The 26,083-nt window shown below is 68.5% G+C and carries 30 protein-coding genes; 7 read left to right on the top strand and 23 right to left on the bottom strand.

Annotated features, from left to right (window positions below; all coding sequences use genetic code 11):
* Positions 1–853 (top strand): methyl-accepting chemotaxis protein (locus tag AC1DYD_RS38130; protein ID WP_478177923.1); only part of this gene is annotated, 853 nt, incomplete at its 5' end.
* Between the two features lie 13 nt (positions 854–866).
* Here the strand turns inward: AC1DYD_RS38130 and AC1DYD_RS38125 are convergent.
* The gene (locus AC1DYD_RS38125) at positions 867–1,799 is read right to left on the bottom strand and encodes a YihY/virulence factor BrkB family protein (protein WP_478177922.1); all 933 of its coding nucleotides are present in this window, start codon (positions 1,797–1,799) and stop codon (positions 867–869) included.
* Between the two features lie 89 nt (positions 1,800–1,888).
* Here AC1DYD_RS38125 and AC1DYD_RS38120 point away from each other — a divergent pair, with 89 nt between their 5' ends.
* Genes AC1DYD_RS38120 through AC1DYD_RS38105 form a run of 4 tightly spaced genes read left to right on the top strand, consistent with a single transcriptional unit; the run spans position 1,889 to position 4,536 of the window.
* Positions 1,889–2,482 carry a chromate transporter gene (locus AC1DYD_RS38120; RefSeq protein WP_478177921.1) on the top strand — a complete coding sequence of 198 codons (594 nt, stop codon included), beginning with the start codon at positions 1,889–1,891 and terminating at the stop codon, positions 2,480–2,482.
* The gene (locus AC1DYD_RS38115) at positions 2,479–3,078 is read left to right on the top strand and encodes a chromate transporter (RefSeq protein WP_478177920.1); all 600 of its coding nucleotides are present in this window, start codon (positions 2,479–2,481) and stop codon (positions 3,076–3,078) included. The genes AC1DYD_RS38120 and AC1DYD_RS38115 overlap by 4 nt, the downstream gene beginning before the upstream one ends.
* Positions 3,079–3,100: 22 nt before the next feature.
* The gene (locus AC1DYD_RS38110) at positions 3,101–4,066 is read left to right on the top strand and encodes an aldo/keto reductase (RefSeq protein WP_478177919.1); all 966 of its coding nucleotides are present in this window, start codon (positions 3,101–3,103) and stop codon (positions 4,064–4,066) included.
* The gene (locus tag AC1DYD_RS38105; protein WP_478177918.1) at positions 4,063–4,536 is read left to right on the top strand and encodes a DUF3237 domain-containing protein; all 474 of its coding nucleotides are present in this window, start codon (positions 4,063–4,065) and stop codon (positions 4,534–4,536) included. The genes AC1DYD_RS38110 and AC1DYD_RS38105 overlap by 4 nt, the downstream gene beginning before the upstream one ends.
* An 18-nt stretch (positions 4,537–4,554) precedes the next feature.
* On the opposite strand, the gene rlmB is transcribed toward AC1DYD_RS38105, so the two are convergent.
* From rlmB to AC1DYD_RS38090, 3 genes are read right to left on the bottom strand one after another with little or no spacing between them, the layout of a single operon-like run.
* On the bottom strand, positions 4,555–5,301 hold the full coding sequence (gene rlmB, locus AC1DYD_RS38100; RefSeq protein WP_478177917.1) for a 23S rRNA (guanosine(2251)-2'-O)-methyltransferase RlmB: 747 nt from the start codon (positions 5,299–5,301) through the stop codon (positions 4,555–4,557).
* Positions 5,302–5,338: 37 nt separating this feature from the next.
* Positions 5,339–5,518: a hypothetical protein gene (locus tag AC1DYD_RS38095; RefSeq protein WP_478177916.1), complete on the bottom strand. Its 180-nt coding sequence runs from the start codon at positions 5,516–5,518 to the stop codon at positions 5,339–5,341.
* A gap of 18 nt (positions 5,519–5,536) precedes the next feature.
* Positions 5,537–6,247 carry an ABC transporter ATP-binding protein gene (locus AC1DYD_RS38090; RefSeq protein ID WP_478177915.1) on the bottom strand — a complete coding sequence of 237 codons (711 nt, stop codon included), beginning with the start codon at positions 6,245–6,247 and terminating at the stop codon, positions 5,537–5,539.
* A 73-nt stretch (positions 6,248–6,320) separates the two neighbouring features.
* Between AC1DYD_RS38090 and AC1DYD_RS38085 the strand changes: the two genes are divergently transcribed.
* Positions 6,321–6,914: an arylesterase gene (locus AC1DYD_RS38085; RefSeq protein ID WP_478177914.1), complete on the top strand. Its 594-nt coding sequence runs from the start codon at positions 6,321–6,323 to the stop codon at positions 6,912–6,914.
* A 98-nt stretch (positions 6,915–7,012) separates the two neighbouring features.
* Here AC1DYD_RS38085 and AC1DYD_RS38080 read toward each other — a convergent pair whose 3' ends face one another.
* Entirely contained in the window at positions 7,013–7,216 is a 204-nt protein-coding gene (locus AC1DYD_RS38080; RefSeq protein WP_056521727.1) for a hypothetical protein, read from the bottom strand.
* Between the two features lie 70 nt (positions 7,217–7,286).
* Positions 7,287–8,480: a PLP-dependent transferase gene (locus AC1DYD_RS38075; protein WP_478177913.1), complete on the bottom strand. Its 1,194-nt coding sequence runs from the start codon at positions 8,478–8,480 to the stop codon at positions 7,287–7,289.
* Positions 8,481–8,585: 105 nt separating this feature from the next.
* On the opposite strand from AC1DYD_RS38075, the gene AC1DYD_RS38070 reads away from it, so the two are divergent.
* Entirely contained in the window at positions 8,586–9,023 is a 438-nt protein-coding gene (locus AC1DYD_RS38070; RefSeq protein ID WP_478177912.1) for a VOC family protein, read from the top strand.
* Positions 9,024–9,047: 24 nt separating this feature from the next.
* On the opposite strand, the gene AC1DYD_RS38065 is transcribed toward AC1DYD_RS38070, so the two are convergent.
* From AC1DYD_RS38065 to ndk, 17 genes are all read right to left on the bottom strand, one after another.
* Complete coding sequence (locus tag AC1DYD_RS38065) at positions 9,048–9,572, bottom strand: phosphoribosyltransferase (protein ID WP_478177924.1); 525 nt, start codon at positions 9,570–9,572, stop codon at positions 9,048–9,050.
* Positions 9,573–9,602: 30 nt separating this feature from the next.
* Positions 9,603–10,934, bottom strand: coding sequence for an adenylosuccinate synthase (locus AC1DYD_RS38060; RefSeq protein WP_478177911.1), 1,332 nt, complete (start codon positions 10,932–10,934; stop codon positions 9,603–9,605).
* Positions 10,935–10,954: 20 nt separating this feature from the next.
* Entirely contained in the window at positions 10,955–12,118 is a 1,164-nt protein-coding gene (locus tag AC1DYD_RS38055) for an ATP phosphoribosyltransferase regulatory subunit (protein ID WP_478177910.1), read from the bottom strand.
* 92 nt (positions 12,119–12,210) lie between these two features.
* Complete coding sequence (locus AC1DYD_RS38050; RefSeq protein WP_478177909.1) at positions 12,211–12,399, bottom strand: DUF2065 domain-containing protein; 189 nt, start codon at positions 12,397–12,399, stop codon at positions 12,211–12,213.
* Positions 12,400–12,416: 17 nt separating this feature from the next.
* Positions 12,417–13,319, bottom strand: a complete 903-nt coding sequence (gene hflC / locus AC1DYD_RS38045; protein WP_478177908.1) for a protease modulator HflC — start codon at positions 13,317–13,319, stop codon at positions 12,417–12,419.
* A gap of 14 nt (positions 13,320–13,333) precedes the next feature.
* On the bottom strand, positions 13,334–14,674 hold the full coding sequence (gene hflK / locus AC1DYD_RS38040; protein WP_478177907.1) for an FtsH protease activity modulator HflK: 1,341 nt from the start codon (positions 14,672–14,674) through the stop codon (positions 13,334–13,336).
* A 79-nt stretch (positions 14,675–14,753) separates the two neighbouring features.
* Positions 14,754–15,923: a GTPase HflX gene (gene hflX / locus AC1DYD_RS38035; RefSeq protein WP_478177906.1), complete on the bottom strand. Its 1,170-nt coding sequence runs from the start codon at positions 15,921–15,923 to the stop codon at positions 14,754–14,756.
* Between the two features lie 53 nt (positions 15,924–15,976).
* Positions 15,977–16,222, bottom strand: a complete 246-nt coding sequence (gene hfq, locus AC1DYD_RS38030) for an RNA chaperone Hfq (protein ID WP_093123058.1) — start codon at positions 16,220–16,222, stop codon at positions 15,977–15,979.
* Positions 16,223–16,544: 322 nt separating this feature from the next.
* Positions 16,545–17,885: a ribosome biogenesis GTPase Der gene (gene der / locus AC1DYD_RS38025; protein ID WP_478177905.1), complete on the bottom strand. Its 1,341-nt coding sequence runs from the start codon at positions 17,883–17,885 to the stop codon at positions 16,545–16,547.
* Between the two features lie 21 nt (positions 17,886–17,906).
* Positions 17,907–19,052 (bottom strand): outer membrane protein assembly factor BamB, encoded by a 1,146-nt coding sequence (gene bamB / locus AC1DYD_RS38020; protein ID WP_478177904.1) that lies wholly within the window; start codon positions 19,050–19,052, stop codon positions 17,907–17,909.
* Positions 19,049–19,744, bottom strand: a complete 696-nt coding sequence (locus AC1DYD_RS38015) for a YfgM family protein (RefSeq protein ID WP_478177903.1) — start codon at positions 19,742–19,744, stop codon at positions 19,049–19,051. Before AC1DYD_RS38015 ends, bamB begins: the two co-directional genes overlap by 4 nt.
* Positions 19,745–19,747: 3 nt before the next feature.
* On the bottom strand, positions 19,748–21,049 hold the full coding sequence (hisS, locus tag AC1DYD_RS38010; protein WP_478177902.1) for a histidine--tRNA ligase: 1,302 nt from the start codon (positions 21,047–21,049) through the stop codon (positions 19,748–19,750).
* A 9-nt stretch (positions 21,050–21,058) separates the two neighbouring features.
* A complete protein-coding gene (gene ispG / locus AC1DYD_RS38005; protein WP_478177901.1) occupies positions 21,059–22,351 on the bottom strand; it encodes a flavodoxin-dependent (E)-4-hydroxy-3-methylbut-2-enyl-diphosphate synthase in 1,293 nt (430 codons plus the stop codon).
* Positions 22,352–22,363: 12 nt separating this feature from the next.
* On the bottom strand, positions 22,364–23,293 hold the full coding sequence (locus AC1DYD_RS38000; RefSeq protein WP_478177900.1) for a helix-turn-helix domain-containing protein: 930 nt from the start codon (positions 23,291–23,293) through the stop codon (positions 22,364–22,366).
* The gene (pilW, locus tag AC1DYD_RS37995) at positions 23,286–24,119 is read right to left on the bottom strand and encodes a type IV pilus biogenesis/stability protein PilW (protein ID WP_478177899.1); all 834 of its coding nucleotides are present in this window, start codon (positions 24,117–24,119) and stop codon (positions 23,286–23,288) included. The genes AC1DYD_RS38000 and pilW overlap by 8 nt, the downstream gene beginning before the upstream one ends.
* Before the next feature lie 4 nt (positions 24,120–24,123).
* On the bottom strand, positions 24,124–25,272 hold the full coding sequence (rlmN, locus tag AC1DYD_RS37990) for a dual-specificity RNA methyltransferase RlmN (protein WP_478177898.1): 1,149 nt from the start codon (positions 25,270–25,272) through the stop codon (positions 24,124–24,126).
* A gap of 156 nt (positions 25,273–25,428) precedes the next feature.
* A complete protein-coding gene (gene ndk / locus AC1DYD_RS37985) occupies positions 25,429–25,854 on the bottom strand; it encodes a nucleoside-diphosphate kinase (RefSeq protein WP_478177897.1) in 426 nt (141 codons plus the stop codon).
* Positions 25,855–26,083: the final 229 nt, after the last annotated feature.

Raw genomic sequence — 26,083 nt, 5'->3', positions numbered from 1 at the left:
GGGCCAGATCGCGAGCGGCAACCAGGACCTGTCCTCGCGCACCGAAGAGCAGGCCAGCTCGCTGGAAGAGACGGCGGCCTCGATGGAAGAGCTCACTTCGACGGTCAAGCAGAACGCCGACAACGCCCGGCAGGCCAACCAGTTGGCCGTCTCGGCCTCCGAGGTGGCGGTCAGGGGCGGCAGCGTGGTCAGCCAGGTGGTCGGCACCATGGGCTCGATCAACGCCTCGTCGCGCAAGATCGTGGACATCATCGGCGTGATCGACGGCATCGCCTTCCAGACCAACATCCTGGCGCTGAACGCGGCGGTGGAAGCCGCGCGCGCCGGCGAGCAGGGCCGCGGCTTCGCGGTGGTGGCGGCGGAGGTGCGCAGCCTGGCGCAGCGCTCGGCGGCGGCGGCCAAGGAGATCAAGACGCTGATCGGCGACTCGGTGGAGAAGGTCGAGGAAGGCAGCAAGCAGGTGGCGGAGGCCGGCAAGACGATGGAAGAGATCGTCGACAGCGTGAAGCGGGTGACCGACATCATGGGCGAGATCACGGCGGCCAGCCAGGAGCAGACCTCGGGGATCGAGCAGATCAACCAGGCGATCACGCAGATGGACCAGGTGACGCAGCAGAACGCGGCGCTGGTGGAAGAAGCGTCCGCCGCGGCCGGCGCGCTTCAGGACCAGGCGAGCCAGTTGTCGCGTGCCGTCAGCGTGTTCAAGCTGGAGCGTTCGCCGGTATCGCGCACGGCCGCGGCGGCCCCGGTGGTGGTGCTGGCCAAGGCCGGGTCTGCAAAGGCGGCAGCGCCCGTGCGCAAGCCGGCAGCGGCCTCCACGGCGGTCGCGGCGGGCGACTGGGAGGAGTTCTAGCCAGGGAGGCGTTCTAGCCTTCGGCGGGCCCGTGCGCCGAACGCCGTTCCGGCTCTTCGGCCCGCATCGGCGAACGCCCGGGCGCCGGCCGCGGAACGCCCTTGAGCGAGCCGTAGGTGTGGGCGTAGACCCAGGTGAACTCGACACCCAGCAGGAAGATCTGCGCCGAGTAGTAGACCCACACCAGCACCACCACCAGCGAGCCGGCCGCGCCATAGCCCGAGGCGACACCGGTGGTGCCGATGTACAGGCCGATCAGGTACTTGCCGACCGTGAACAGCACCGCGGTCACCGCGGCCCCGATCCAGACGTCGCGCCACTGCACGCTGGCGCGCGGCACGACCTTGTAGATCATCGCGAAGCCGACGGTCACGATCCCGAAGCCGAAGACGGAGTTGACGTTCTGCGCCAGCCTGGCCCAGCCGCCGAACATCGGCGCCCACCACTCGCCCAGGGCCGCCAGCGCCGCGTTGACCACCAGCGACACGATCAGCAGAAAGCCGATGCCCATGATCATGCTGAACGACAGCAGCCGGGTGCGCAGCAGCGACAGCAAGCCGCCGCCTTCTTCGCGCGCCGGCGCCCGCCAGATGCGGTCGAGCGCGTCCTGCAGTTCGCCGAACACCGTGGTCGCACCGACCAGCAGGAGGCCGACGCCGACCACGGTGGCGACGACGCCCTGGGTCGGCCTGTTGAGGGCTTCCAGCATCGACTGCACCGTTCGCGCGCCGTCGGCGCCCATCAGCCCCGCCAGCTGCTCGAGGATCTCGCCGCGGGCCGCCTCCTCGCCGAACACCAGGCCGACCACCGAGATCACGATCAGGATCAACGGCGCCACCGAGAACACCGTGTAGTAGGCCAGCGCCGCGCCCATGCTGGGCGCGTAGTCGGCCCGCCACGAGGCCACGGAATCCTTGCAGAGCTGGAAGAGCGAGCGTGCATTCATGGCCGGAGTTTGGCAGCAAGCGCGGCAGTCCCGCGTCGGACGGCGCGCAAGCCGGCGCCCGCGCGGCCACCCAAGGATAATCGCCGCTCATGCAATCGGCATCATCATCCGTCGTGGCGGCAGCGCCCGATCGCCCACGCCCCAAGTCCCCGCGCGACCTGTTCTTTTCCTGCACCTGGCTCGCCCTCCAGGGCTTCGGCGGCGTGCTCGCCATCGTCCAGCGCGAGATGGTCGAGAAGAAGCGCTGGCTCACCCCCGACGAATTCCTCGAGGACTGGGCCGTGGCCCAGGTGCTGCCGGGCCCGAACGTGATCAACCTGGCGCTGATGATCGGCGACCGCCACTTCGGACTGCGTGGCGCGATCGCGGCCGTGGCCGGCATGCTGACGGTGCCGCTGGGCGTGATCCTCGTGCTGGCGGTGCTCTATGCCCACTACGCCGGCAACCCGCAGGTCGCCGGCGCGCTGCGCGGCATGGGCGCGGTGGCCGGCGGGCTGATCGCCGCCACCGGCATCAAGCTGGTGCCCCAGCTGCGCACGCACCCGCTCGGCTTCGCCACCTGCCTCGGATTGGTCGCGCTGGTGTTCGCCGCGATCGCCCTCTTCCACATCCCGCTCGGCTGGGTGCTGCTGGTGGTCGGCGGCGCGGCCTGCGCCTGGACCTGGCGGAAGATCCCGCGATGACCACCGTCATGCACTGGCAGGACTGGCTGTCGCTCTTCGCCCAGTACCTGATGCTCTCGCTGCTGTCGATCAGCGGCGCCATCACCACCGTGCCGGACATGCAGCGCTACCTGGTCAGCGACCATGGCTGGCTGACCGAGGCCCAGTTCAGCTCCTCGGTCGCCATCGCCCAGGCCGCACCCGGTCCGAACGTGCTGTTCGTGGCGCTGATGGGCTGGAACGTCGGGCTCAACGCCGGCGGCGGCATCGTGGCCGGCCCGCAGGCCTGGCTGCTGGGGCTGCTGGGTCTCGCGATCACGATGATCGGCATCATGCTGCCCAGCACCACCCTGACCTACTTCGCGACCCGCTGGGGGCACCGCAACCGGAACCGGCGCGGGGTCCGCGCCTTCAAGCAGGGCATGGCGCCGATCGTGATCGGCCTGCTGGTCGCCACCGGATGGGTGCTGGCGGCGGGAAACCATGCCGGCAACGCGCCCGCCTGGCACCTGTGGCTGCTGACAGGCGCGGCCGCGCTTATCGTCTGGCGCACCCGCATCCACCTGCTGTGGCTGCTGGGCGCCGGGGCGTTGCTGGGCGCCCTTGGCTTCGTCTGAACTTCCCTTTCAAGGTTTCTTCATGCAACTTCGACCCCTCGGCCGTTCCGGCCTCCAGGTTTCGCCGCTGGCCTTCGGCGGCAACGTCTTCGGCTGGACGGTGGACGAGGCACTGTCCTTCCGCCTGCTCGATGCCTGGCTCGACGCCGGCTTCAACTTCGTCGATACCGCCGACGTCTACTCGCGCTGGGTGCCGGGCCACAGCGGCGGCGAATCCGAGACGATCATCGGCAAGTGGCTGCGCCAGACCCACAAGCGCAACCGCGTGGTGCTGGCGACCAAGCTCGGCAAGCCGATGGGCGAAGGCAAGCAGGGACTGTCGCCGGCCTACATCCACGAGGCCGTGGACGCCTCGCTCCGGCGTCTCAAGACCGACCACATCGACCTCTACCAGGCGCATGACGACGATCCGGCGACGCCGCTGTCCGACACCGCCGAGGCCTTCGCGGCGCTGATCAAGGCCGGCAAGGTGCGAGCGATCGGGGCCTCGAACTTCAGCGCCCCGCGCCTGGCGGAGGCGCTGGACGTGGCCGAGAAGCAGGGCCTGCCGCGCTACGAGAGCCTGCAGCCGCTCTACAACCTCTGTGACCGCGCGGTCTTCGAGGAGGCGCTCGAGCCGCTGTGCCTGGCGCGCGGCGTCGGCGTGATCAATTTCTATGCGCTCGCAGCCGGCTTCCTGACCGGCAAGTACCGCAGCGAAGCCGATGCCGCGAAGAGCGCACGCGGCGCCAGCACGACGAAGAAGTACCTGAACCCGCGCGGGCTGCGCATCCTCGACGCGCTCGATGCCGCCGCCAGGGCGCACGACGCCACGCCGGGCCAAGTGGCGATCGCCTGGCAGATCGCGCGGCCGGCGATCACGGCGCCGATCGCCAGCGCCACCTCCATAAAGCAGCTGGAGGAACTGGTCGCGGCGGCGGCGCTGCGGCTGGCCCCCGAGACGATCGCGGCACTGGACGCGGCGAGCGCCGAACAGGCGACGCAATGAACCTGACCGACCCGCTCGGCCCCCCGACGCTCGACTACTTCGCCGACCTCCGGGTCGAGGTCGGCAAGCCGGAAGTGCTGAGCCGCGGCCCGCGCGGCATGCGCCGCCTGGTGCCGATCACCGGCGGCGACGCCCGCGGCGCAGGCTGGAGCGCCCGCGTGCTGCCCGGCGGGACCGATTTCCAGCTGATCGTCAGCGACACCTTGTCCGAACTCGACGCCCGCTACGGCCTCGAGACCGACGCCGGCGACCTGATCTACGTGCAGAACCATGCGGTGCGCTCGGCGCCGGCCGAGGTGATGGCGAAGCTGCTGCGCGGCGAGCCGGTCGACCCGGCGCAGGTCTACTTCCGCTGCCACCCCCGCTTCGAGACCGCGTCGAAGGCGCTGGGCTGGATCACCGGCCGGATGTTCGTCGGCGTCGGGGTGCGGCATCCCGCCGAGGTGCTGATGCGCTTCTTCAGCCTGTAGCTTGGCGCTCTGGCCAGATCAGGCCAGCCGCTGCCGCATCGCCTCGTAGAGGCACACACCGCTGGCCACCGAGACGTTGAGGCTCTCGACCGCGCCCGCCATCGGGATGCCGATCAACTCGTCGCAGGTCTTGCGCGTCAGCTGCCGCATGCCCTCGCCCTCGGCGCCGAGCACCAGTGCCAATGGCCGCTTGAGGTCGCACTGGTAGAGCGTGCGGGGCGCATCGTCGCTGGTGCCGACGCACCAGATGTTGCGCTCCTTGAGCTCGCCCAGCGTGCGCGCCAGGTTGGTCACCATGAAGTACGGCACGGTCTCGGCGGCACCGCTCGCCACCTTCGCCACCGTGGCGTTGATGCCGGCCGCGTGGTCCTTCGGCGCGATCACCGCGTGCGCGCCGGCGCCATCGGCCACGCGCAGGCAGGCGCCCAGGTTGTGCGGATCGGTCACGCCGTCGAGCACCAGCAGCAGCGGCACCGTGCCCGCAGCCTCCAGGCCCTCCAGCAGTTCGTCGAGCGAATGGGTCTGGGGGATGGGCTCGACCCGCGCCGCCACGCCCTGATGGCCATGGCTGCCGCTCAGCTTGGACAGGCGCAGGCCGTCGGCCTCGACCAGCCGCACACCGGCCTCCTGGGCACGGGCCACGAACTGCCGCATGCGCGCATCGCGCCGGCTGGCATCGAACAGCACCTCGATCACCGATTTCGGCGCGGTCTTGATGCGCACGCCGACGGCATGGAAGCCGAAAATCACTTTGGGGGAAGACATGCGGGCATTATCGAGCCCCCCGGGAGGCCAGGCCGTCTCAGGACCGGGCAAGCCACTGGAACAACGCAACGACGACCAGGCCCAGCAGCACGCCGACCAGCAAGCCCCATCGGCGCGGCTTGCGGGCCACGGGCTCGGCCTGCGGCCCGCTGCGAGGCGCCAGCCCGCCGAAGGCGGTGTCGTCTTCCTCGTCGCTGTCGGATGAAGGTTTCGGCATGGGGTCCCCCGCTGCGGTTCAGGTCCCTCCCTCGTCGAGCGCCACGCGCCCCGCCTCGATCGTGATTTTGCGCTCGCACTGCGCCGCGATGCCACGGTCGTGCGTCACCAGCACGAGGGTGGTGCCGAGTTCGCGGTTGAGGTCGAACATCAGCCGCATGACCTGCTCGCCGGTGGCGAAATCGAGGCTGCCGGTGGGTTCGTCGGCCAGCAGCAGGGCCGGCTGGACCACGAAGGCCCGGGCCAGCGCCACCCGCTGCTGCTCGCCACCCGACAGCACCTTCGGATAGTGGCCCAGCCGCTGGCCGAGGCCGACCCGGCCGAGCATCTCGGTGGCCGCCTTGCGGGCATCCTTGCGATCGGCGAGTTCGAGTGGCAGCATCACGTTCTCGAGCGCGCTCAGGTTGCCGAGCAGCTGGAAACTCTGGAACACGAAGCCGACTTTCTGGGCCCGCAGGGCGGCACGCTCGTCCTCGTCGATCGCGAACAAGTCCTCGCCGCCCAGCTTCACCGTGCCGCGGGTCGGCGTGTCGAGGCCGGCGACGATCGACAGCAGCGTGCTCTTGCCCGAGCCCGAGGCGCCGACGATCGCCGCCGTCTCCTTCGCGCCCAGGGTGAAATCGATGTCCTGCAGAATGTCCAGCGTTCCGGTGGAATCGGTGACGGACTTGAAGACATGCTGGACGGCAACGATGGCGTCGGCTCGGCCATCGGATCGGAGTGAGGACATTGAAAGGTTTCGCTTGGTGAATCGACGTCACTTTATCTTGAGCGGCGCCCTGGCCGCGAATGCAGGGTCATGGATGGCCGCCGACGCCCGGGCCGCGCCCGGCAAGCCGCCGGTGATCCTGGTGCTCGGCGACTCGCTGTCGGCCGAGTACGGCCTCAAGCGCGGCGAAGGCTGGGTGCCCCTGCTCGACAAGCGGCTGACCGAACAGAAGGTCGCGGCCACGGTGGTCAACGCCAGCATCAGCGGCGACACCACCTCGGGCGGCCGGGCCCGCCTGCCCAAGCTGCTGACGCAGCACCAGCCGACGCACGTGGTGCTCGAGCTGGGCGGCAACGACGCGCTGCGCGGCCTGCCGCTGGCCAGCACCGAGGACAACCTGCTGCAGATGACCAAGGCGGCCCAGGCGGCTGGCGCCCAGGTGCTGCTGGTCGGGATCCAGGTGCCGCCGAACTACGGCAGCGACTACACGCGGCGCTTCGAGGCCATCTTCGACAAGGTGGCGGCGGCGACCAGGACGCCCGTGGTGCCCTTCCTGCTGAAGGGCATCGGCGACGGGCCCGATGCCGCGGTGCTGTTCCAGGCCGACCGCATCCACCCGACCGCGGCCGCGCAGCCACGCATGCTCGACAACGTCTGGCCGACACTGCGAAAGATGCTTCCGAAGTGAAGCCCGCGTCGGCCGGCGGCCGACCAGGATCACGCAAGCAAAAAGCCGCCGCGGCGCTGGGCCGCGGCGGCTTTCGTGGTGTCGGTCTCCGGAACGGCTCAGCCGTTCTTGGTCGGCAATTCGGGCACCGTCGGCGGATCGCGTTCCAGCGATGCGACGTCGGTTTCCGGATCGCCCGGCGCCAGGCCGTCGCTGCTGGGACTGAGCTTGCGGTTGGCCTTTTCCCTCAGCTTGTCTTCCTTCTTCTTCTTCTTCGCCAGTTCCTTCTGGCGCTTCTCGTAGCCGTAATTTGGTGTTGCCACTGCTTCTCCTTCGGGCGAGACAGTCACGGTGACTGCACATGGGCAGACTGTACGCGATAACGGAGCGCGTTCAGAGCGTCGCGAGGGCCTGTTCGAGGTCGGCACGCAAGTCGTCCACGTCCTCCAGGCCGATCGAGAAGCGCACCAGCGTGCCCTTGTGCGGCCAGCGGGCGACGGTGGCATCGCGCATCAGGCCGATGTCGTAGGGCACCACCAGGCTGATCGGCCCGCCCCACGAATAGCCGAGCCGGAACAGYGCCAGGCTGTCGCAGAAGCGATCGATCTGCTCGGTGCCATAGCGAGCGTCGAAGACCACCGAAAACAGGCCTGCCGCGAGGTCGCTGGTCCCGCAAAGCCGCAGCCAGTGCGCATGACCGGGCGAGCCCTCGAGCGCCGGATGCAGCACCTGCGCGATCTCGCTGCGGCCTTCGAACCAGCGCGCCAGCTCGCGTGCGCTCCGGTCGTGGGCCCGGTAGCGCAGCGCCATGTTCGGCAGCGAGCGCAGCAGGGTCTCGACGTCGCCGACGCCGATGCCGATGCCCATGCGCATGTGCGTCAGTTTGAGCGCGCGGTGCAGGCGCTCGTCGCGCGTGACCACGCTGCCCATCAACACGTCGCCGCCGCCGCTCGGGTACTTGGTGAGGGCATGGACCGATATGTCGACGCCCTGCCCCGTGCCGTTGAAATCGAAGGGGGCGAAGGCCAGGCCGGCGCCCCAGGTGTTGTCGAGCGCAACGAGCACGCCACGGTTGCGGCAGGCGCCGACCAGCGCCGGCAGGTCGGGGAACTCCATCGTGACCGACCCGGCGGCCTCGACCCACACCAGCTTGGTGCGATCCGACAGCTTGGCCGCGAGATCGGCCGGATTCATGGCGTCGTAAAGCCGGTGGCTGATGCCGAAGTTGGCCAGCTCGCCGCAGGCCAGGGCTTTGTTCGGGCCGTAGGCGTTGTCCGGGAGCAGCACCTCGTCGCCGGCCTTCAGCAGCGCGAACGACACCAGCGAGATCGCCGCCAGGCCGCTCGGGACCAGCAGGCATTCGGTGCCGCCTTCCAGCGTCGCGAGCCGCTCCTCGAGCGTGAAGGTGGTCGGCGTGCCGTGCAGCCCGTAGGTGTAGCCGGTCTTGGTCTTCCAGTCGCGCGCGCGCATCGCGGCGACGTCGGCGAAAAATACGGTCGAGGCCTTGAAGACGCCGGGCTGGGGCGCCGCGAAATGGGCCGGTGGGGTGTAGGGATGGTGGATCAGGTCGGTGATGGGCTTGCGCATCCCTCCAATGCTAGTCGACCGCGCAGGCGGGCGCCGGAGGGCGCTGGCGCCCCGGCGGCGACCGGATCAGAATCAGGCGCCCGCCGCCTCCAGGAGCACGCCACGATGACTGTCCATGACCTGTTCCCCTATCTCTGCGTGAAGGACACGGCCGCCGCCATCGCCTTCTACTGCGAGGTCTTCGGCGCCACCGAGAAGTTCCGGCTGACCGAGCCCAGCGGCCGCATCGGCCATGCCGAACTCGACTTCGGCGGCACCACGGTGATGCTGTGCGACGAGTTCCCGGAGTACAACATCCGCAGCGCCACGACGCTCGGCGCGACGCCGGTCACGCTGCACCTCCACGTCGACAACGCGGACGCGCTGGTCGAGCGCGCACTGAAGGCCGGCGCGACGCTCGAGATGCCGCTCGAGGACCACTTCTACGGCGAGCGCTCGGGCACCTTCCGCTGCCCTTTCGGGCACCGCTGGAACGTCGGCCACAGCATCGAGGCCGTGTCGACCGACGACATGCAGAAACGCTATACCGACGAGTTCAAGTGAGAACCCGAGAGGCTCCGCCTGGGGTCAGACAGACCACTTCTGTATGAGCTTCTCGATGCCGAGCGAGTCGTAGCCCTCGAAGGGCTGATGAATCCACGGGTTGGTCGGCAGGAACTCGACCGAGTAGTCGGGCGTGAAGGTCGACAGCGCCTTGGTCCAGAGCACCGCGCTGCGCAGCTCGGTGATCGGCTTGTAGTTGCTCTTGAGCTGCTCCACCACGGCATGCAGCGTGTGGCCCGAATCCGCGAGGTCGTCGACCAGCAGCACCCTCCCCGCGATCTCGCCCTTGGGCGTGGTGATGAAACGCGCGATGTCCAGGTGGCCCTGCACCGTGCCGGCGTCGGCGCGGTACGAACTGGTCGACATGATCGCCAGGGGCTTGTCGAAGATCCGCGACAGGACGTCGCCGGGCCGCAGGCCGCCGCGCGCCAGGCACAGGATGGTGTCGAACTGCCAGCCCGACTGGTGCACCTTGATCGCGAGCTTCTCGATCAGGTTGTGGTACTCGTCGTAGCTCACATAGAGGTGCTTGCCGTCTTCGGTCAACATGGTCATGGTTTTCCTGCAGGGAGGTTGCGTTCAGTCAGCCAGGTAGGGATGCCGCATCATGATCGTGTGATCGCGATCGGGGCTGGTCGACACCATGTGGATCGGCACGCCCGTGACCTGCTCGATGCGCTGCAGGTACAACCGCGCATTGATCGGCAGCTTGTCGTACTGCGTGACGCCCACCGTGCTGTCGCTCCAGCCCTCCAGCGTCTCGTAGACCGGCGTGCAGCGCTCGATCTCGTCGGCGCCCATCGGCAGGATGTCGGTGTATTCGCCGTCGAGCTGGTAGCCGGTGCAGAGCTTCAGCTCCTCGAGGCCGTCGAGCACGTCCAGCTTGGTGATGCACAGGCCGCTCAGGCCGTTGACCTGGGCCGAGCGCTTCAGCAGCGCAGCGTCGAACCAGCCACAGCGGCGGCTGCGCCCGGTGGTCACGCCCTTCTCGGCGCCCACGTTGCTCAGGTGCCAGCCGACGGTGCCGGGCTTCTCCCAGTCGAGCTCGGTCGGGAACGGACCGCCGCCGACGCGCGTGCAGTAGGCCTTCGTGATGCCCAGCACGTAGTGCAGCATGCCGGGGCCGACACCCGACCCGGCCGCCGCATTGCCGGCCACGCAGTTGCTCGAAGTCACGTAGGGATAGGTGCCGTGGTCGACGTCGAGCAGGGTGCCTTGCGCCCCTTCGAACAGCAGGTTGGCGCCGGCGCGATGCGCGTCGTTGAGCTCGCGCGAAACGTCGGCCATCATCGGCTTGAGCAGTTCGGCGTGGCGCATGGCCTCGTCGTAGACCGTGTCGAAATCGATCGCCGGCGCGCTCAGCACCTGCGTCAGCACATGGTTGTGCAGGTCGAGCAGCACGCGCAGCTTGGTGGCGAAGCGATCGGGGTGCTTGAGGTCCTGCACGCGCAGCGCGCGGCGCGCGATCTTGTCCTCGTAGGCCGGGCCGATGCCGCGGCCGGTGGTGCCGATCTTCTCGATGCCGCCCTTCTCGCGGTAGGCCTCGCGGGCAATGTCGAGCGCCGCATGGAACGGCAGGATCAGCGGGCAGGCCTCGCTGATGCGAAGCCGCGAACGCACTTCGACGCCGGCCTTCTCGAGGCCTTCGATTTCCTCGAACAGCTTGGCCGCCGACAGCACCACGCCGTTGCCGATGTAGCACTTGACGCCGGGCCGCATGATGCCGCTCGGGATCAGGTGCAGCGCGGTCTTGACGCCGTTGATGACCAACGTGTGGCCGGCATTGTGGCCGCCCTGGAATCGCACCACGCCCTGCGCGCTTTCGGTCAGCCAGTCGACCAGTTTGCCCTTGCCCTCGTCGCCCCATTGGGTGCCGACGACGACCACGTTTCTTCCGGTGGTAACGCTCATGATGTCTCGCTTCTCAAGATTCAGATGGCTTGCACGCGCCATTGGCCGTCCTGCTGGACAAGCTCGCGGTCGCAATGGAATTCGTCGATTTCGCTGTCGTGGCCCGGCAGCACGCAAACCACGGTCTCGCCCTCGCTGCGCAGCGCGGCGATGGCCTTGTTGAGTGCCTCGGTGTCGCTCCAGGGCGCGCGGATCGCCGCCCGCAGCGGCCGCGCCGGCAGCACCGACACCAGTTCGCGAAGGTCGAGGCTGAAGCCGACGGCCGGGCGGTTGCGGCCGAACACCGCCCCCACCTCGTCGTAGCGGCCGCCGCGCACCAGCGCATCGCTGGCACCGTCGGTGTAGATGCCGAAGCGCATCCCGCTGTAGTAGGCATAGCCGCGCAGGTCGGCCAGGTCGAAGCTGACGCGCGCGCCCTCCAGCCGGGCTGCGAGCTGCTTGAGGTCGGAGAGTGCGGCCCGCACGCCGGGGCTGTCGGGCAGCACGCGGGCGGCTTCGTCGAGCACGGCGACATCGCCGTAGAGCTGCAGCAGCGCCAGCAGGCCGTCGCGCGACGGTGCCGGAAAGCCGGCCGTGAGCTCGCGCAGCGTGCTGGCGTCCTTGGCCACCAGCGCCGCGTGGACCCGCGCGATGCCGGCGGCGTCGACCGGCACGTCGGCGAACAGCGCACGCACGATGCGGGCGTCGGCCAGGTCGACGATCACCGGCGACTGCTTGCGCCCGGTCACGCCCGCTGCCCGCAGGCAGTCGAGCGCCAGGCGCAGGATCTCGGTGTCGGCCTCGAGCCCGGCATGGCCGTAGATCTCGGCGCCGAATTGCAGCGGCTCGCGGGTGGCATGGGGACGGTCGGGCCGGGTATGGACCACCGGGCCGCAGTAGCACAGGCGCGCCACGCCGGCTCGATTGAGCAGGTGGGCATCGATCCGCGCGACCTGGGGCGTGGTGTCGGCGCGCAAGCCCATGCTGCGCCCCGACAGCTGGTCGACCAGCTTGAAGGTCTGCAGGTCGAGCGCCTCGCCGGTACCGGACAGGAGGGATTCGAGATGCTCCAGCAGCGGCGGCATCACCAGCTCGTAGCCATAGCCACGGGCGGTGTCGAGCAGCTGGCGTCGAAGTTCTTCGATGTGGCGCGCCTCGGAAGGCAGCACATCGGCAATGTGATCCGGGAGGACCCAGGCGGACATGGAGATCGGGGGCGTGGTTAAACCGGGATTCTACCGGGACCGCGTCAGGCCGGCGCCGGGACCCCACGCAGCGAGGAGGCGTGGGGGCGCGCTCACGCCAGGAGCCAGAGCAGGATCAGGCCGAGAAGAATGCTGCACAGGCCGAAGAAGCGCAGCTGGCCGTCGCGCAGCTGCATCAGCTGCCCGAAGCCGCGGCGCCAGCCGCCCGGGGACAGGAAAGGCAGCAGGCCCTCGATCACGAGGACCAGGGCCAGCGCGTTCCAGAAGGTGTCGCCGTCCACGTGGCAGCCGACCCTGCTCAGCGACGCGGTGCGTTGCTGGTCGAACCGGAACCCTGCATCGCCCGGAAGAATTCCGACGACGGATCCAGCACCAGAACGTCGCTCTTCTTGTTGAAGCTCTGCTTGTAGGCGTCCAGGCTGCGGTAGAACAGGGCGAACTGCGGGTCGCGGCCGAAGGCCTCGGCGTAGATGCCGGCAGCACGGCCGTCGCCCTCGCCCTTGATCTTCTGCGCGTCGCGGTAGGCGTTGGCGACGATCACCTCGCGCTGCCGGTCGGCGTCGGCGCGGATCTTCTCGCCTTCGGCGAAACCGGTCGAGCGCAGCTCGTTGGCCACCCGCTTGCGCTCGGCCTCCATGCGGCGGTAGACCGATTCGGTGATCGCCTCGACATAGTCCACGCGCGTGATGCGCACGTCGACGATATCCACGCCCCAGGGCTTGTTGGCCCCCTTCACCACCGCCAGCACCTCGCGCTGCACGTCGGCCATCACGGCATCGCGGCGCACCGAGATCAGGTCGCGCACGGTGCGCTTGTTGATGTTTTCCTGGAAGGCGTTGCGCACCACGCGGTTCAGCTGCACCGCGCCGGCGTTCTCGTCGAGGCCGACGTTGCGGATGTACTCCGACGGATTGGTGATGCGCCAGCGCACGTACCAGTCGATCACGACGCGCTGCTTCTCGGCCGTCAGCATGGGTTCGGGATCGAGGCTGGACAGCGTCAGCAGGCGCTTGTCGATGTACGACACGTTCTGGAACGGTGGCGGCAATTTGAAGTTCAGGCCCGGCTCGGTGATCACTTCCTTGATCTGGCCGAGGGCATAGACGACGCCGAACTGGCGCTGGTCGACCACGAAGAGCGTGGAGCTCAGCAGCGCGAGCGCCACCAGGACCGACGAGACGATGAATCCGATTCTGTTCATAGGGGTTCTGGTCCTCAGCGCACGTCGCGGTCACGTGAACGGCCGTCGCGGGCCCGGGCATCGCCGGCGGAAGGCGCGACCGGAATGCCCGACGATTGCGGTGCCGCGGTGCCGGCGACGCCGGAGCTGGCGGCATCGGCCGGCGTGCCGGCATTGGAGCCCGCCTGCTGCATCAGCTTGTCGAGCGGCAGGTACAGCAGGTTCGAGTTCTGCTTGGAGTCGACCAGGATCTTGCTGGTGTTGCTGTAGATCTGCTGCATGGTGTCCGTGTACATGCGGTCGCGGGTCACCTGCGGCGCCTTCTGGTATTCGCTCAGCACCGAACCGAAGCGCTGCGCATCGCCCTGTGCCTGGGCCACGATCCGGGCCTTGTAGGCCTCCGACTCTTCCTTCAGGCGCGAGCCGGTACCCGTGGCGCGCGGCACCACGTCGTTGGCGTAGGCCTGCGCCTCGTTCTTGGCGCGTTCGCGCTCCTGGCCGGCCTTCAGCACGTCGTCGAAGGCCGCCTGCACCTGCTCGGGCGGGCGCACCCCGCCCTGCTGCAGGTTGATCGCGACGATCTCGACGCCGAGGTTGTAGCGGTCGAGGATGGTCTGCATCAGGTTGCGCACGCGCGGCGCGATCTGGTCGCGCTCATCGGCCAGCGCCGCGTCCATTCGCATCTTGCCGACCACTTCGCGCACCGCCGTCTCGGCCACCTGCACCACGGTCTCGGAGGGTGCCTTGCTCTCGAACAGGAAGGCGCGGGCGTCGTTGAGGCGGTATTGCACCGCGAACTTGATCTCGACGATGTTCTCGTCTTCGGTCAGCATCGCCGATTCGCGCAGGCCGGTGGAACGCACGATGGTGTCGCGGCCGACGTCGACCGAACGGATCTGCGAAGTCACCACGATCTCGTGGCGCTGGATCGGATACGGCAGCCGCCAGTTGAAGCCGGCACCCACGGTGGCCTTGTAGCGGCCGAACTGCGTGATCACGGCCTGCTGGCCTTCGTTGACGATGAAGAAGCCGGTGCCGAGCCAGATCAGGACCGCGACCACGGCAATCAGCCCAAGGCCGAAGCCGGCGTTCTTCATGTCCGGCCGCATGCCGCCGCCGTTGCCGTTGCCGCCCGGCGGACGGTTGTCGCCACCGCGCCCGCCGCCGAACAGGCCGCCGAGCTTGCGATTGAAGTCGCGCCAGAGTTCGTCGAGGTCGGGCGGTCCCTGGTTCGGGCCCTGGCCCCGCGGCCGGTTGTTGTTGCCCGAAGGCGGCGGCGCCGGAGGCTCGCCATCCGGACGGTTTGCGGCAGGCCGGTCGCCATTGGACGAGCCATCATCGCCCCGGCCCCAGCGACCGTCGTTCAGGTTGAACATGGCCGGGAACCGTCTCCACACTGGCTTTGAATTCATTCGAGTCTGTTCTTTGGTCAGTGAAGTGGGATTGTGCACAATCTCAATCGGTCGCCTCGTGCAATTCGGCCCCGCCCTCCAAGGGCATGTCTTCGGCCACCGACTGCGATCGCTGCGCCAGTTCGGCCCGCAATGCAGGGAGCCCCTCTGCGGTATGGGCGCTCAGGAAGACGCGGGACACCTGCACACCGTCGATATCGATTTCGTCCTGGAGATGCAGGGGCCGTTGCGTGCTTTCAAGGGCGTCCAGCTTGTTGAACACCAGCAGCTGCGGCACCTCGCCGGCGTCGATGTCGCGAAGCACCGCCTGGACCTCGGCCATCTGCTCGGGATGGTGCGGGTTCGAGGCGTCCACCACGTGCAGCAGCAAGTCGGCGTCGACCGCCTCCTGCAGGGTCGCCTTGAAGGCATCGATCAGCCCGTGCGGCAGGTCGCGGATGAAGCCCACAGTGTCGGAGATCGACACCCTGCGGCGGGCGTCGCCGAGGTAGAGCTGCCGCGTGGTGGTGTCCAGCGTCGCGAACAACTGGTCGGCCGTATAGGCGCGCGCCTTCACCAGAGCATTGAAAAGCGAGGACTTGCCGGCGTTGGTATAGCCGACCAGCGAGATGTTGAAGGTGTCGCGCCGCTCGCGCTGCCGACGCTGGGTGCCGCGCTGGCGCTGCACCTTGGCGAGCCGCTCGCGGGTGCGCTTGATGGCTTCGCCGATCATCCGGCGGTCGAGCTCGATCTGGGTCTCGCCCGGGCCGCCGCGGGTACCGATGCCGCCGCGCTGCCGCTCCAGGTGGGACCAGCGCCGCACCAGCCGGGTGCTCAGGTACTGCAGGCGCGCGAGCTCGACCTGCAGCTTGCCCTCGTGCGACCGGGCGCGCTGGGCGAAGATCTCGAGGATCAGGAAGGTGCGGTCGTACACCGCCACACCGAGTTGGCGCTCGAGGTTGCGCTGCTGGGCCGGGCTCAGCGACTGGTCGAAGACGACCTCGCTGGCGCGATGCAGCTCGGCCAGTTCGCGGATCTCGTCGGCCTTGCCGCTGCCGACGAACAGGGCGGCGTCCGGGGCCTTGCGCTTGCAGATCAGGCGCGCGACGGGCTGCAGCCCGGCGGTCTGCGCGAGCAGGCCGAGTTCCTCGAGTTCGCCGTCGAAATGGGGCAGTCCGAAATCCACGCCGACGAGAACGACGGCGCCATCAATCCGGGGGATCAGTTCAGACAAGCGGAATCACATATGAAAGAGCGCGGCGGGTGAACCGCCGCGCTTCGCGCCGTTCAGGCGGCGGTGTCGTCGTTCTCGGCAGCCGAGAAGTTGACGGCCCGACCCGGCACGATGGTGGAGATGGCGTGCTTGTAGACCATCTGGGTCACCGTGTTGCGAAGCAACACGACGTACTGGTCGAAGGACTCGATCTGGCCTTGCAACTTGATGCCGTTGACCAGGTAGATCGAAACCGGCACGTGCTCGCGACGCAAGGTGTTCAGAAACGGGTCTTGAAGAAGCTGCCCTTTATTGCTCACGATATTCTCCGTGTTCAAGAGATGTTGTTGGACCGGTCACCTTAACACAGCGGTTCTGCGCCGCAGCATATAAGTCCAATGGCCTTTGAAAAATAACGGCACCGAAAGCTGGAACTTCCGCGCTCGACGCCGCTCATCGGCGCTCAATGGCAGCCAAGTCGCAGCTCGACGCGCCCCGAGCGCCCCCCCGCGCGGGGCAGCGACCACGCGAAGTGAGGGAGCGTGGGGGGCGATCAGGCCGGCGCCGGGCCGCCCCAAGGCGGCCTGCGGCCCCCCTGGGGGGCAGCGACCCACACGAAGTGGGGGAGCCGTGGGGGCTCGCTCAATCGTCCTTGTCGGCGTACGGATTGCTCGATGTCTTGAGCTGGATCCGCAGCGGCGTGCCGACGAGGTCGAATTCCTTGCGGAAGCGCCCTTCGAGAAAGCGCTTGTAAGCCTCGGTGACGTGCTCCAGTGAATTGCCGTGGATGATGATGATCGGCGGGTTCATGCCGCCCTGGTGCGCGTAGCGCATCTTCGGACGGAACATGCCCGAGCGCTTCGGCGCCTGGAATTGCACCGCCTCGACCAGCAGCCGCGTCAGCACCGGCGTCGACATCTTGCGGGTGGCCGACTTGTGGGCCTGCACGATCGACTGCCAGACCGGGCCCAGCCCCTGCCGCTTGATGGCGGAAATGAAATGCAGCGAGGCGAACTTCAGGAACGGCAGCCGGGTCTCGATCTGGCGCTGGATCTGCTCGCGCTGGTAGCTGTCGACCGCATCCCACTTGTTGATCGCGATCACCACCGCCCGGCCGCTCTCGAGGATGTAGCCGGCGATGTGGGCGTCCTGGTCGGTCACGCCCTGGGTGGCATCCAGCAGCAGCAGCACGACGTTGGCCGATTCGATGGCCTGCAGCGTCTTGACCACCGAGAACTTCTCGATCGCCTCGAAGACCTTGCCCTTGCGGCGCAGGCCGGCGGTATCGATCAGTTCGAAGCGCTGGCCGTTGCGCTCGAAGGGGACCGAGATCGCGTCGCGCGTGGTGCCCGGCAGGTCGAAGGCGACCAGGCGCTCCTCGCCCAGCCAGGTGTTGATCAGGGTCGACTTGCCGACGTTGGGACGGCCCGCGACCGCCAGCTTGATCGGTTTGTTGGGATCTTCTTCGGCGTCTTCCTCGGGCTCGGGCAGCGCGAGCGGCTCGAGCGCGAGTTCGACCAGGTCGCGGATCCCCTGTCCGTGGGCCGCCGAGATGCCATGCACCTCGCCGAAGCCGAGCTCGTAGAAGTCGACCAGCCGGGTGCCGTCGTGCATGCCCTCGGCCTTGTTGGCCACCAGCAGGCAGGGCTTGCCGAGCCGGCGCAGTTCGTTCGCGATGTCGTGGTCCTGGGCCGACAGCCCTTCCCGCGCATCGACCACGAAGATCACGACATCGGCCTCGGCCACGGCCTGCCGGGTCTGCTTGGCCATCTCCTTGAAGATGCCGCTGCCGGCGTCGGGCTCGAAGCCGCCGGTGTCGATGACGATGAACTCGTGCTTGCCGAGGCGGCCGTTGCCGTAGTGGCGGTCGCGCGTGAGGCCCGCCAAATCGGCGACGATGGCGTCGCGCGTCTGCGTCAGGCGGTTGAACAGGGTCGACTTCCCGACGTTGGGACGCCCGACCAGTGCGATGACCGGCTTCATGGAAGGCGTCCTTTCACTTGATTACTCGGGCCGATAGCCGAACACGCCGCCATTGCGGGTGACGACCACGACCGTGTTGCCAGCCAGCACCGGCGTCGATGCGATGGGCGAACCATCGGGATTCAGGCGGTTCAGCGGCTTGCCGTCGTCGCGCGAGAGCACGTGAACGAGGCCGGTGCTGTCGCCGATGACCAGCGAGCGGCCGACCGCCAGCGGCGCCGTCAGGATGCGGTACTTGAGCAGGTCGGCCTGCTGCCAAGCGCGTTCGCCGTCGGCGCGGCGCCAGGCCACCACGACGCCACTGTCCTCGGTGCCGAAGACGAAGCGGTCGTCGCCGCCGACGCCGTCGGCACCCACCGCCGGCTTGGTCCAGAGCAACGCGCCGCGGCTGGTGTCGACACAGCCGATGCTGGCGAAATAGGCCCGCGCGCAGACCACGTCGCCCTGGCGGCTCACGGTCCCGGTCAGGTCGACCAGGCGCTCGACGTCGTTGGTGCCGCGCGGCGCCGCGATCGGCGACTCCCAGCGCGACGAGCCGTTGGACGGATTGATGCCGACCAGCCGGCCGCCGACGCCGGCGACCAGGGTGTCGCCCACGGCCAGCAGGACGCCGGGCTTCTTCAGCACCAGGTTTTCGGCGGTGCGCTGCTGCGACCACAGGCGACGCCCGCTCTGGCCGTCCCAGGCGCTGGTCGTGCGATCCGCGGCCTGGACGAAGATGCGGCGGCCCGCCACCAGCGGCGGCGTGTAGGCCTGGGCCGTGAGGCGCTCCTTCCAGAGCACCTTTCCGGCCTCCAGCGCCACCAGTTCGCTGTTGGCCGTGACCACGGCGACCGTCCGGCCGTCGCTGCCGACGCCGGCGGCCAGCGGTGCGCCAACGCTCGCGCGCCAGATCTCGGTGCCGGCACGGGCGTCGATCACGACCACCGTGCCGTCGCTGCCGGCGACCGCGATCTGGTCGCCGCTGACGACCGTGGACAGCGGGAATTCGATCTTCGGGATCTTGATGCTCCAGGCCTGCTTGATGCCCATCTGCGCCACGTTGGGCGGCAGTTCGGCGGGCTTCGGCCGGGCCGTGCCGGAACAGGCCGCCAGGGCTGCGACCAGGGCCGCGGCAGCCCCGATGCGCAAGGCGGGCGCCAAAATCGGATAACGCTTCAAATTCATGGTGTGGTCTTGGCTGGAGATGCAGCGCCGGCGGCCACCGGAGCCAGGCTCTTCGGGTCGACGCCGACGGCGTTGAGCTTGATCTCGACCAGGCGGCGGTAGTCGGCGCCCGGTTCGAAGGCGGCCAGTGCCTTGAGGTACTCGGCCTTGGCCTCGTCGCGCTTGCCCTGCGTGAGGTAGATGTCGCCCTTGCGATCGGCCACCAGGGCATCGAATTCCTTCGGCACGCTGTCCGAGAGCGCCTTCAGGGCCTCATCGTACTGCTTGGCCTCGAGCAGCTCGCCCGCCAGCCGAAGCCTGGCGACCGCCTGATAGCCCGGATCGACCGCGTGCTCCGAGACCCAGGCCAGCGCGGCGCGCGAGCCGTCGGCATTGCCCTTGTCGTACAGGGCCCGTGCTGCCAGCAGGCCGGCCTGCTGGGCGTAGGCGGTGCCTGCGAACTTGTCCTTCATGTCGGCCAGCGCGCGCTCGATGCGGGCGGTGTCGCCGGCCTGCGCACTGCGTTCGACCTCGTCATAGAGCGCCGATGCCTGCAAGGCCTTGGTGCGCTGGAAATACTGCCAGCCGTTCCAGGCCACGAAGGCACCGGCCGCGAGCAGCACGACCCAGGTGATCAGGGTGCCGTAGGTATTCCAGAAATGCTTGAGCTGGTCGAGCTGTTCCTGTTCTTCGAGGTCGAGATGGGTGGCCATGCGCTATGAGTTGTTGGGAGCCGAGGATTGTAGGGTGGCGGCCCAGGCGGCCACGTCGGCCAGCGGCCGGGCGGTCTGCGCGCCGCTGCCGTCGCGCAGCGCCTTGACCGTGACCTCGCCGCGGGCCAGTTCGTCGGCGCCGAAGACCAGTGCATGCGCAGCACCGCTGGCGTCGGCCTTCTTGAACTGCGACTTGAAGCTGCCCAGGCCGTCGGCCGTGGCCGCGTGCATCTGGGCCCGCAGGCCGGCGTCGCGCAGCTGCTGCAGGGTGCGCAGCGCCACCGGCATCGCCGCCGCGTCGGGCACCACCGCATAGACATCGGGCACCGGCTGCGGGATCTGCGTGCCCTGCTCCTTCACGAGTTCGAGCACGCGTTCGACGCCGAGCGCCCAGCCGACCGCCGGCGCCGCCTTGCCGCCGATCTGCACGATCAGGTCGTCGTAGCGGCCGCCCGCGCAGACCGTCCCCTGCGCGCCGAGCCGGTCGGTCACGAACTCGAACACGCTGAGGTTGTAGTAGTCCAGGCCGCGAACCAGCCGCGGGTTGATCGTGTAGGCGATGCCGTTGGCGTCGAGGATCGCGCGCAGGCCGTTGAAATGCGCCAGCGACTCGGCGCCCAGGAAATCCATCAGCTTCGGCGCCGACTCGACGACGTCCTTCATGGCCGGATTCTTGGTGTCGAGGATGCGCAACGGGTTGCTGTGCAGCCGGCGCTTGCCGTCCTCGTCGAGCTGCTCCGCGTGGCGCTCGAAGTGCGCGATCAGTTGCGTGCGGTGCAGGGCCCGCTCGGCTGGCTGGCCCAGGCTGTTGAGCTCGAGCCGCACGTCGGCGAGGCCCAGCGCCTTCCAGAGCGCGCCAGCGAGCAGGATCAGCTCGGCGTCGACGTCCGGGCCGGCGAAGCCCAGCGCCTCGGCACCGATCTGGTGGAACTGCCGGTAGCGCCCGCGCTGAGGACGCTCGTGGCGGAACATCGGGCCCATGTACCAGAGTCGCTTGCCGCCGTCGTAGAGCAGCGAATGCTCGGTCACGGCGCGCACTACGCTGGCGGTGTTCTCGGGCCGCAGCGTCAGCGCCTCGCCGTTGAGCTTGTCCTCGAACGAGTACATCTCCTTCTCGACGATGTCGGTGACCTCGCCGATGCCGCGCACGAACAAGGCCGTCTGCTCGAGGATCGGGGTGCGGATGTTGCGGTATGCGTAGCGCCCCATCAGGTCGCGCACGATGGCTTCGAGCCATTCCCAGCGCGCCGAATCGGGCGGCAATATGTCGTTCATGCCTTTGACGGCACTGATTTTTTCAGCCATGGATGGAGCTCAGGCGACTTCGGAAGCGATGCCGCTGCCGAAGCGTTTTTGAATGTAGGTTTCGACCAGCTGGTGGAAGTCGTTGGCGATGTTGTCGCCGCGCAGCGTGAGGGCCTTTTGACCGTCGATGAAGACCGGCGCCGCCGGTGCCTCGCCGGTGCCGGGCAGGCTGATGCCGATGTCGGCGTGCTTGCTCTCGCCCGGGCCGTTGACGATGCAGCCCATGACGGCCACCTTCATGGTCTCGACGCCCGGATACTGGGTGCGCCAGACCGGCATCTGCATGCGCAGGTAGTCGTCGATCTGCTTGGCCAGCTCCTGGAAGGTCGTGCTGGTGGTGCGCCCGCACCCCGGGCAGGCGGTGACGCTCGGCACGAACACGCGCAGGCCCAGCGCCTGCAGGATCTCGTTGGCGATCAGCACCTCCTGGGTGCGCGATTCGCCGGGCTGCGGGGTCAGCGAGACACGGATCGTGTCACCGATCCCCTCCTGCAGCAGGATCGACAGCGCGGTCGCCGAAGCCACCGTGCCCTTGGTGCCCATGCCGGCTTCGGTCAGGCCCAGGTGCAGCGTGTAGTCGCAGCGGCGCGCGAGTTCGCGGTAGACCGAGATCAGGTCCTGCACGCCGCTCACCTTGCAGCTCAGGATGATCTGGTTGCCAGCCATGCCCATCGATTCGGCGAGCTTCGCGGAATCGATCGCCGACGTCACCAGCGCCTCGTACATCACCGACTTGGCATCCCAGGGTTCGGCGCGGGCGCTGTTGGTGTCCATCAGGCTGGCCAGCAGTTCCTGGTCGAGGCTGCCCCAGTTGACGCCGATGCGCACCGGCTTGTTCCAGCGCATCGCGGCGTCGATCATCTGGCCGAACTGCTTGTCCTTCTTGTCGCCCTTGCCGACGTTGCCGGGGTTGATGCGGTACTTGCTGAGCGCCTCGGCGCAGGCCGGATAGTCGGTCAGCAGGCGGTGGCCGTTGTAATGGAAGTCGCCGATCAGCGGGACGTCGACGCCCATGCGGTCGAGCTGCTCGCGGATGTAGGGCACCTGGGCCGCGGCCTCGGGCGTGTTGACCGTGATGCGGACCATCTCCGAACCGGCGATCGCCAGCTCCTTGACCTGGATCGCGGTGCCGATGGCGTCGACGGTGTCGGTGTTGGTCATCGACTGCACGCGCACCGGCGCGTCGCCGCCCACCGTGACCGTGCGCGGGCCCCAGACCACGCGGGCCTGGCGCGAGCGCCGCGGCCGGGGCGCGGCGGCTTCGATCGGCAGGCAGCCGAGGGGGTTCGATGCATCGGTCATGAAAGGCTCCGATCAGGGTTTGACTTCGAAGCGTGCCACGCCGCCGGAACGCGCGAGCGGCGTGAGGTCGAAGGCCTTTCCGCGAACGCGCACGTCGACCGCCGACGCCCGGCCGACCACGACCTGCAGCGGCAAGGCCCCCGTCAGCCCGACGGTCTCGCCGGCCTTGACCGTGCGCCGGATCAGTTGCTTGCCGCCGGCCTCGGTCACCGTGACCCAGGATTCGTCGCGGGCGACGAAGACGATCAGGTCGTTGCCGACGGCCGCAGCCGGCGCTTCCGACGTCGGCGCTTCCGCCGCCGCCATGGCCTCGACGGGCGCAGTCGCGGCCGGCGGCGGCAGGACCGGCGGTGCATTGGGCGCGGCCGAAGGCTCGACCGCCATGCCGGCCGGTGCCGGCGCTTCAGTGGATGCCGTGGGTGCCGGAGCGCCCGGTTCGCTGCGCGAGCTCAGGCGCGAAAAGGCCGCGCCGACCTGGTCGAACGCCGATTGCGGCAACCAGAACAGCACCGCCGCCCCGAGCAGCAACAGCACGACTACGGTCAGCAAGGGGCGCGAGGGCAAGCCGCCGCCGCCCCCGCCGGAACGCGGCGCCGCCGATCTGAGGCTCTTGCTGATGGTGCGATCGGCATCCGCCAGTCCGGGCCGCTGCGCGCCCGGCAGCTTGGCCAGCACCGGCGCCGGATCGATCCTGAGCGCCCGGCACACGCTGGCGGCCAGCGCACGGGCGAACACCGCGTCGGGCAGAGCCTCGATGTCGTCGGCCTCGAGCGCGGCCAGTTTCCGTGGCGACACCTTGAGCGCCGCCGCCACCATGTCGATGTGCAGACCGTGGGCTTCCCGCGCCTCGCGCAGCATGTCGCCGGCCGTCATGTTCGTGCTGTCGCCGCCGACCAGGGGCACGGCGGCCGAAGCACCGAATTCACTCGCTCGCTCAATCATTGAAATTTCCGCGCTCGAACGCAATCGTCTCCCGCGACTGGGGGAAGCGCCGTTGCAACTGGGCCGCCAGTTGCGCCACCGCCTCGCGGTTGCCGAGCTGGCGTTCGATCTTGATGCCGAGCCACAGGGTTTCGGCGCTGGCCGACGGACTGTTGTTGACGCGGCGGATGTAGAACTGCGCCCGCGACCAGTCGTTGCGCTGGACCAGGATCGACGCCAGGTTGTAGCCGATCACCGGATTGCCGGCGTCGATCTCGTAGGCCTGCATCAGGCTGCGCTCGGCTTCGGCACGCTGCCCGGCCTTCAGCTGGCAGACGCCCTGCGTCATCAGCGTCTTGGCGCGGTCCGTGTAGTTGGGCACCGCGAGCGCGGCATTGAACTGCTGCTGCGCGTCGGCGAAACGGTTCTGCTGGCACAGCAGCCAGCCGTAGTTGTGAAGCACGTTGGGTTCGCGCGGATCGAGCGCGATCGCGCGGCGGAAGCTGTCTTCGGCCTGCGCGGGGTCGTCGAGCCGCATGTAGACCAGGCCGCGCAGATTGTAGGCGTCGGCGAAGTTCGGGTCCGCTGCCAGCGCCTGCTTGATCTCGTCGAGCGCGACCGTGGTCTGGCCTTGCTGGAAATAGCCGATGGCCAGTTCGATTCGCAGCTTGGCGCGCTTGCGGCCGTTGGTCTCGTCGGAGTCCGTCACGATGGCCGCGTCCTTGTTGGCCGACGTCTGCAGCACGCCATTGCGGGTGTTGATGCAGCCAGCCAGCAGGAAGACTGCAGCGACGCCGCAGGACACCTGCAGCACCAGCGCGCGTGCATTCGAAAAGGCCTTGCTCATCGGATCATTGCTCCTCGGCAGTGGGGGTGGCGGCCCTGGGAGGGGCCGGATGCAGGATCACGGTGCGCCGCTGCGCCATGCGCTCGGCCGCATGGGTACGGTCCTTGACGTCGCCGGCCAGTTGGCCGCAGGCGGCATCGATGTCGTCGCCGCGCGTCTTGCGCACCGTGGTGACGATGCCTGCCTCGCTCAGCACCTTGGCGAAGGCCAGGACCCGGGCTTGCGGCGAACGCAGCAGGCCCGACGCCGGAAAGGGATTGAAGGGAATCAGGTTGAACTTGCAGGACACGCCGGACGAGCGCACCAGCGCGAGCAGCTGTCGCGCATGCTCGGGCTGGTCGTTGACACCGTCGAGCATGCAGTACTCGAAAGTGATGAAGTCGCGCGGCGCGTGCGCGAGGTAGCGCTTGCAGGCCTCGAGCAGTTCGGCAATCGGATACTTGCGGTTCAGCGGCACGAGGTCGTCGCGCAGCGCATCGTTGGGCGCGTGCAGCGACACGGCGAGCGCCACCGGGCAATCGCCGCCGAGCCGGTCGATCATCGGCACCACGCCAGAGGTCGACACCGTCACGCGGCGGCGCGAGAGGCCGTAGGCGTTGTCGTCGAGCATGGTGCGCAGCGCCGGCACCAGCGCCGCATAGTTCTGCAGCGGCTCGCCCATGCCCATCATCACCACGTTGGAGATCACGCGTTCGGCGCGGCCCAGGTGCCTGCGCAGGAAATGCTCGGCAAACCACAGCTGGGCGGTGATCTCGCCGGTGCTCAGGTTGCGGCTGAAGCCCTGGTGGCCGGTCGAGCAGAAGCGGCAGCCGACGGCACAGCCGGCCTGCGAGGACACGCACAGCGTGCCGCGGTCGTCCTCGGGAATGAACACGGCCTCGACCGCGTTGCCGTCACCGACATCGAACAGCCACTTGATGGTGCCGTCGGCGGACTCGTGCTGCGTGATGACCGGCAGCGCCTCGACCCTGGCGCTGGTCGCGAGCTTCTCGCGCAGCGACTTGGCCAGGTCGGTCATCTGCGCGAAATCGCTCGCGCCCCGCTGGTGGATCCAGCGGAACAGCTGCGTCGCGCGGAAGCGCTTTTCTCCCAGCCGTTCGCAGAACGCGGCCAATCCCTCCAGATCGAAGTCGAGCAGGTTGGCCGTGGTCATATCAAACCCAAGTTGCGAACACCCACACAGACCCCAACGAGCCCGCAAGCGCAGCATTCCAGAAATACCGCGGAACCGGCTTTGCCGGGCCGCTGGTATTGCCCCCGGCGAGGGGGTGGGCGGCTACACGCAGTGAGCCAACCTGGGGGAGAGTCATTACCTGGCGTAGACGTTCAGGCCGGCAAAGAAGAAGCCGATCTCGACCTGGGCCGTCTCGGGCGCGTCGGAGCCGTGCACCGCGTTGGCATCGATGCTGTCCGCGAAGTCGGCGCGGATGGTGCCGGGAGCAGCCTTCTTGGGGTCGGTCGCGCCCATCAGGTCACGGTTCTTGGCGATGGCGTTGTCGCCTTCGAGCGCCTGCACGAACACCGGGCCGGAGATCATGAACTCGACCAGGTCCTTGAAGAAGGGACGCTCCTTGTGCACCGCGTAGAACTGCTCGGCTTCGGCGCGCGACAGGTGGATCAGCTTGGCGGCCACGATCTTGAGGCCGGCAGCCTCGAAGCGGGAAACGATCTTGCCGATGACGTTCTTGGCGACGGCGTCGGGCTTGATGATGGAGAGGGTGCGTTCGATGGCCATTGAAGTGTTTTCCTGAGAGCTTGAATCTGAATGGGTTCCGTCAGGGCCGCGACATGCGGGTTGCAAGCCTTGACAAAGCCTCTGATTTTAACCGGCGCGAAGGCCTTCCCCCGTCGTCGGCGGGAGAAAGGCCGTGCCGAGGCGCCGAAAATCAGCGGCCGCGGCGGCGCCCGCCGCCCGGGCCGCCGAAATTGCCACCGCCGCCGCCGCCGCCACCGCCGCCGCCGCC

Source organism: Variovorax sp. P4_B11, assembly GCF_056402355.1.
The sequence above is the reverse complement of the archived record's forward strand: the minus strand, read 5'-3'. Positions and strand labels throughout refer to the sequence as shown.

Coding starts and splice junctions, on each gene's coding strand:
- AC1DYD_RS38125 (WP_478177922.1), bottom strand. CDS start 1,799: ATGAATGCACGCTCGCTCTTCCAGCTCTGCAAGGATTCCGTGGCCTCG.
- AC1DYD_RS38120 (WP_478177921.1), top strand. CDS start 1,889: ATGCAATCGGCATCATCATCCGTCGTGGCGGCAGCGCCCGATCGCCCA.
- AC1DYD_RS38115 (WP_478177920.1), top strand. CDS start 2,479: ATGACCACCGTCATGCACTGGCAGGACTGGCTGTCGCTCTTCGCCCAG.
- AC1DYD_RS38110 (WP_478177919.1), top strand. CDS start 3,101: ATGCAACTTCGACCCCTCGGCCGTTCCGGCCTCCAGGTTTCGCCGCTG.
- AC1DYD_RS38105 (WP_478177918.1), top strand. CDS start 4,063: ATGAACCTGACCGACCCGCTCGGCCCCCCGACGCTCGACTACTTCGCC.
- rlmB (WP_478177917.1), bottom strand. CDS start 5,301: ATGTCTTCCCCCAAAGTGATTTTCGGCTTCCATGCCGTCGGCGTGCGC.
- AC1DYD_RS38095 (WP_478177916.1), bottom strand. CDS start 5,518: ATGCCGAAACCTTCATCCGACAGCGACGAGGAAGACGACACCGCCTTC.
- AC1DYD_RS38090 (WP_478177915.1), bottom strand. CDS start 6,247: ATGTCCTCACTCCGATCCGATGGCCGAGCCGACGCCATCGTTGCCGTC.
- AC1DYD_RS38085 (WP_478177914.1), top strand. CDS start 6,321: ATGGCCGCCGACGCCCGGGCCGCGCCCGGCAAGCCGCCGGTGATCCTG.
- AC1DYD_RS38070 (WP_478177912.1), top strand. CDS start 8,586: ATGACTGTCCATGACCTGTTCCCCTATCTCTGCGTGAAGGACACGGCC.
- AC1DYD_RS38065 (WP_478177924.1), bottom strand. CDS start 9,572: ATGTTGACCGAAGACGGCAAGCACCTCTATGTGAGCTACGACGAGTAC.
- AC1DYD_RS38060 (WP_478177911.1), bottom strand. CDS start 10,934: ATGAGCGTTACCACCGGAAGAAACGTGGTCGTCGTCGGCACCCAATGG.
- AC1DYD_RS38055 (WP_478177910.1), bottom strand. CDS start 12,118: ATGTCCGCCTGGGTCCTCCCGGATCACATTGCCGATGTGCTGCCTTCC.
- hflC (WP_478177908.1), bottom strand. CDS start 13,319: ATGAACAGAATCGGATTCATCGTCTCGTCGGTCCTGGTGGCGCTCGCG.
- hflK (WP_478177907.1), bottom strand. CDS start 14,674: ATGTTCAACCTGAACGACGGTCGCTGGGGCCGGGGCGATGATGGCTCG.
- der (WP_478177905.1), bottom strand. CDS start 17,885: ATGAAGCCGGTCATCGCACTGGTCGGGCGTCCCAACGTCGGGAAGTCG.
- bamB (WP_478177904.1), bottom strand. CDS start 19,052: ATGAATTTGAAGCGTTATCCGATTTTGGCGCCCGCCTTGCGCATCGGG.
- AC1DYD_RS38015 (WP_478177903.1), bottom strand. CDS start 19,744: ATGGCCACCCATCTCGACCTCGAAGAACAGGAACAGCTCGACCAGCTC.
- hisS (WP_478177902.1), bottom strand. CDS start 21,049: ATGGCTGAAAAAATCAGTGCCGTCAAAGGCATGAACGACATATTGCCG.
- ispG (WP_478177901.1), bottom strand. CDS start 22,351: ATGACCGATGCATCGAACCCCCTCGGCTGCCTGCCGATCGAAGCCGCC.
- AC1DYD_RS38000 (WP_478177900.1), bottom strand. CDS start 23,293: ATGATTGAGCGAGCGAGTGAATTCGGTGCTTCGGCCGCCGTGCCCCTG.
- pilW (WP_478177899.1), bottom strand. CDS start 24,119: ATGAGCAAGGCCTTTTCGAATGCACGCGCGCTGGTGCTGCAGGTGTCC.
- rlmN (WP_478177898.1), bottom strand. CDS start 25,272: ATGACCACGGCCAACCTGCTCGACTTCGATCTGGAGGGATTGGCCGCG.
- ndk (WP_478177897.1), bottom strand. CDS start 25,854: ATGGCCATCGAACGCACCCTCTCCATCATCAAGCCCGACGCCGTCGCC.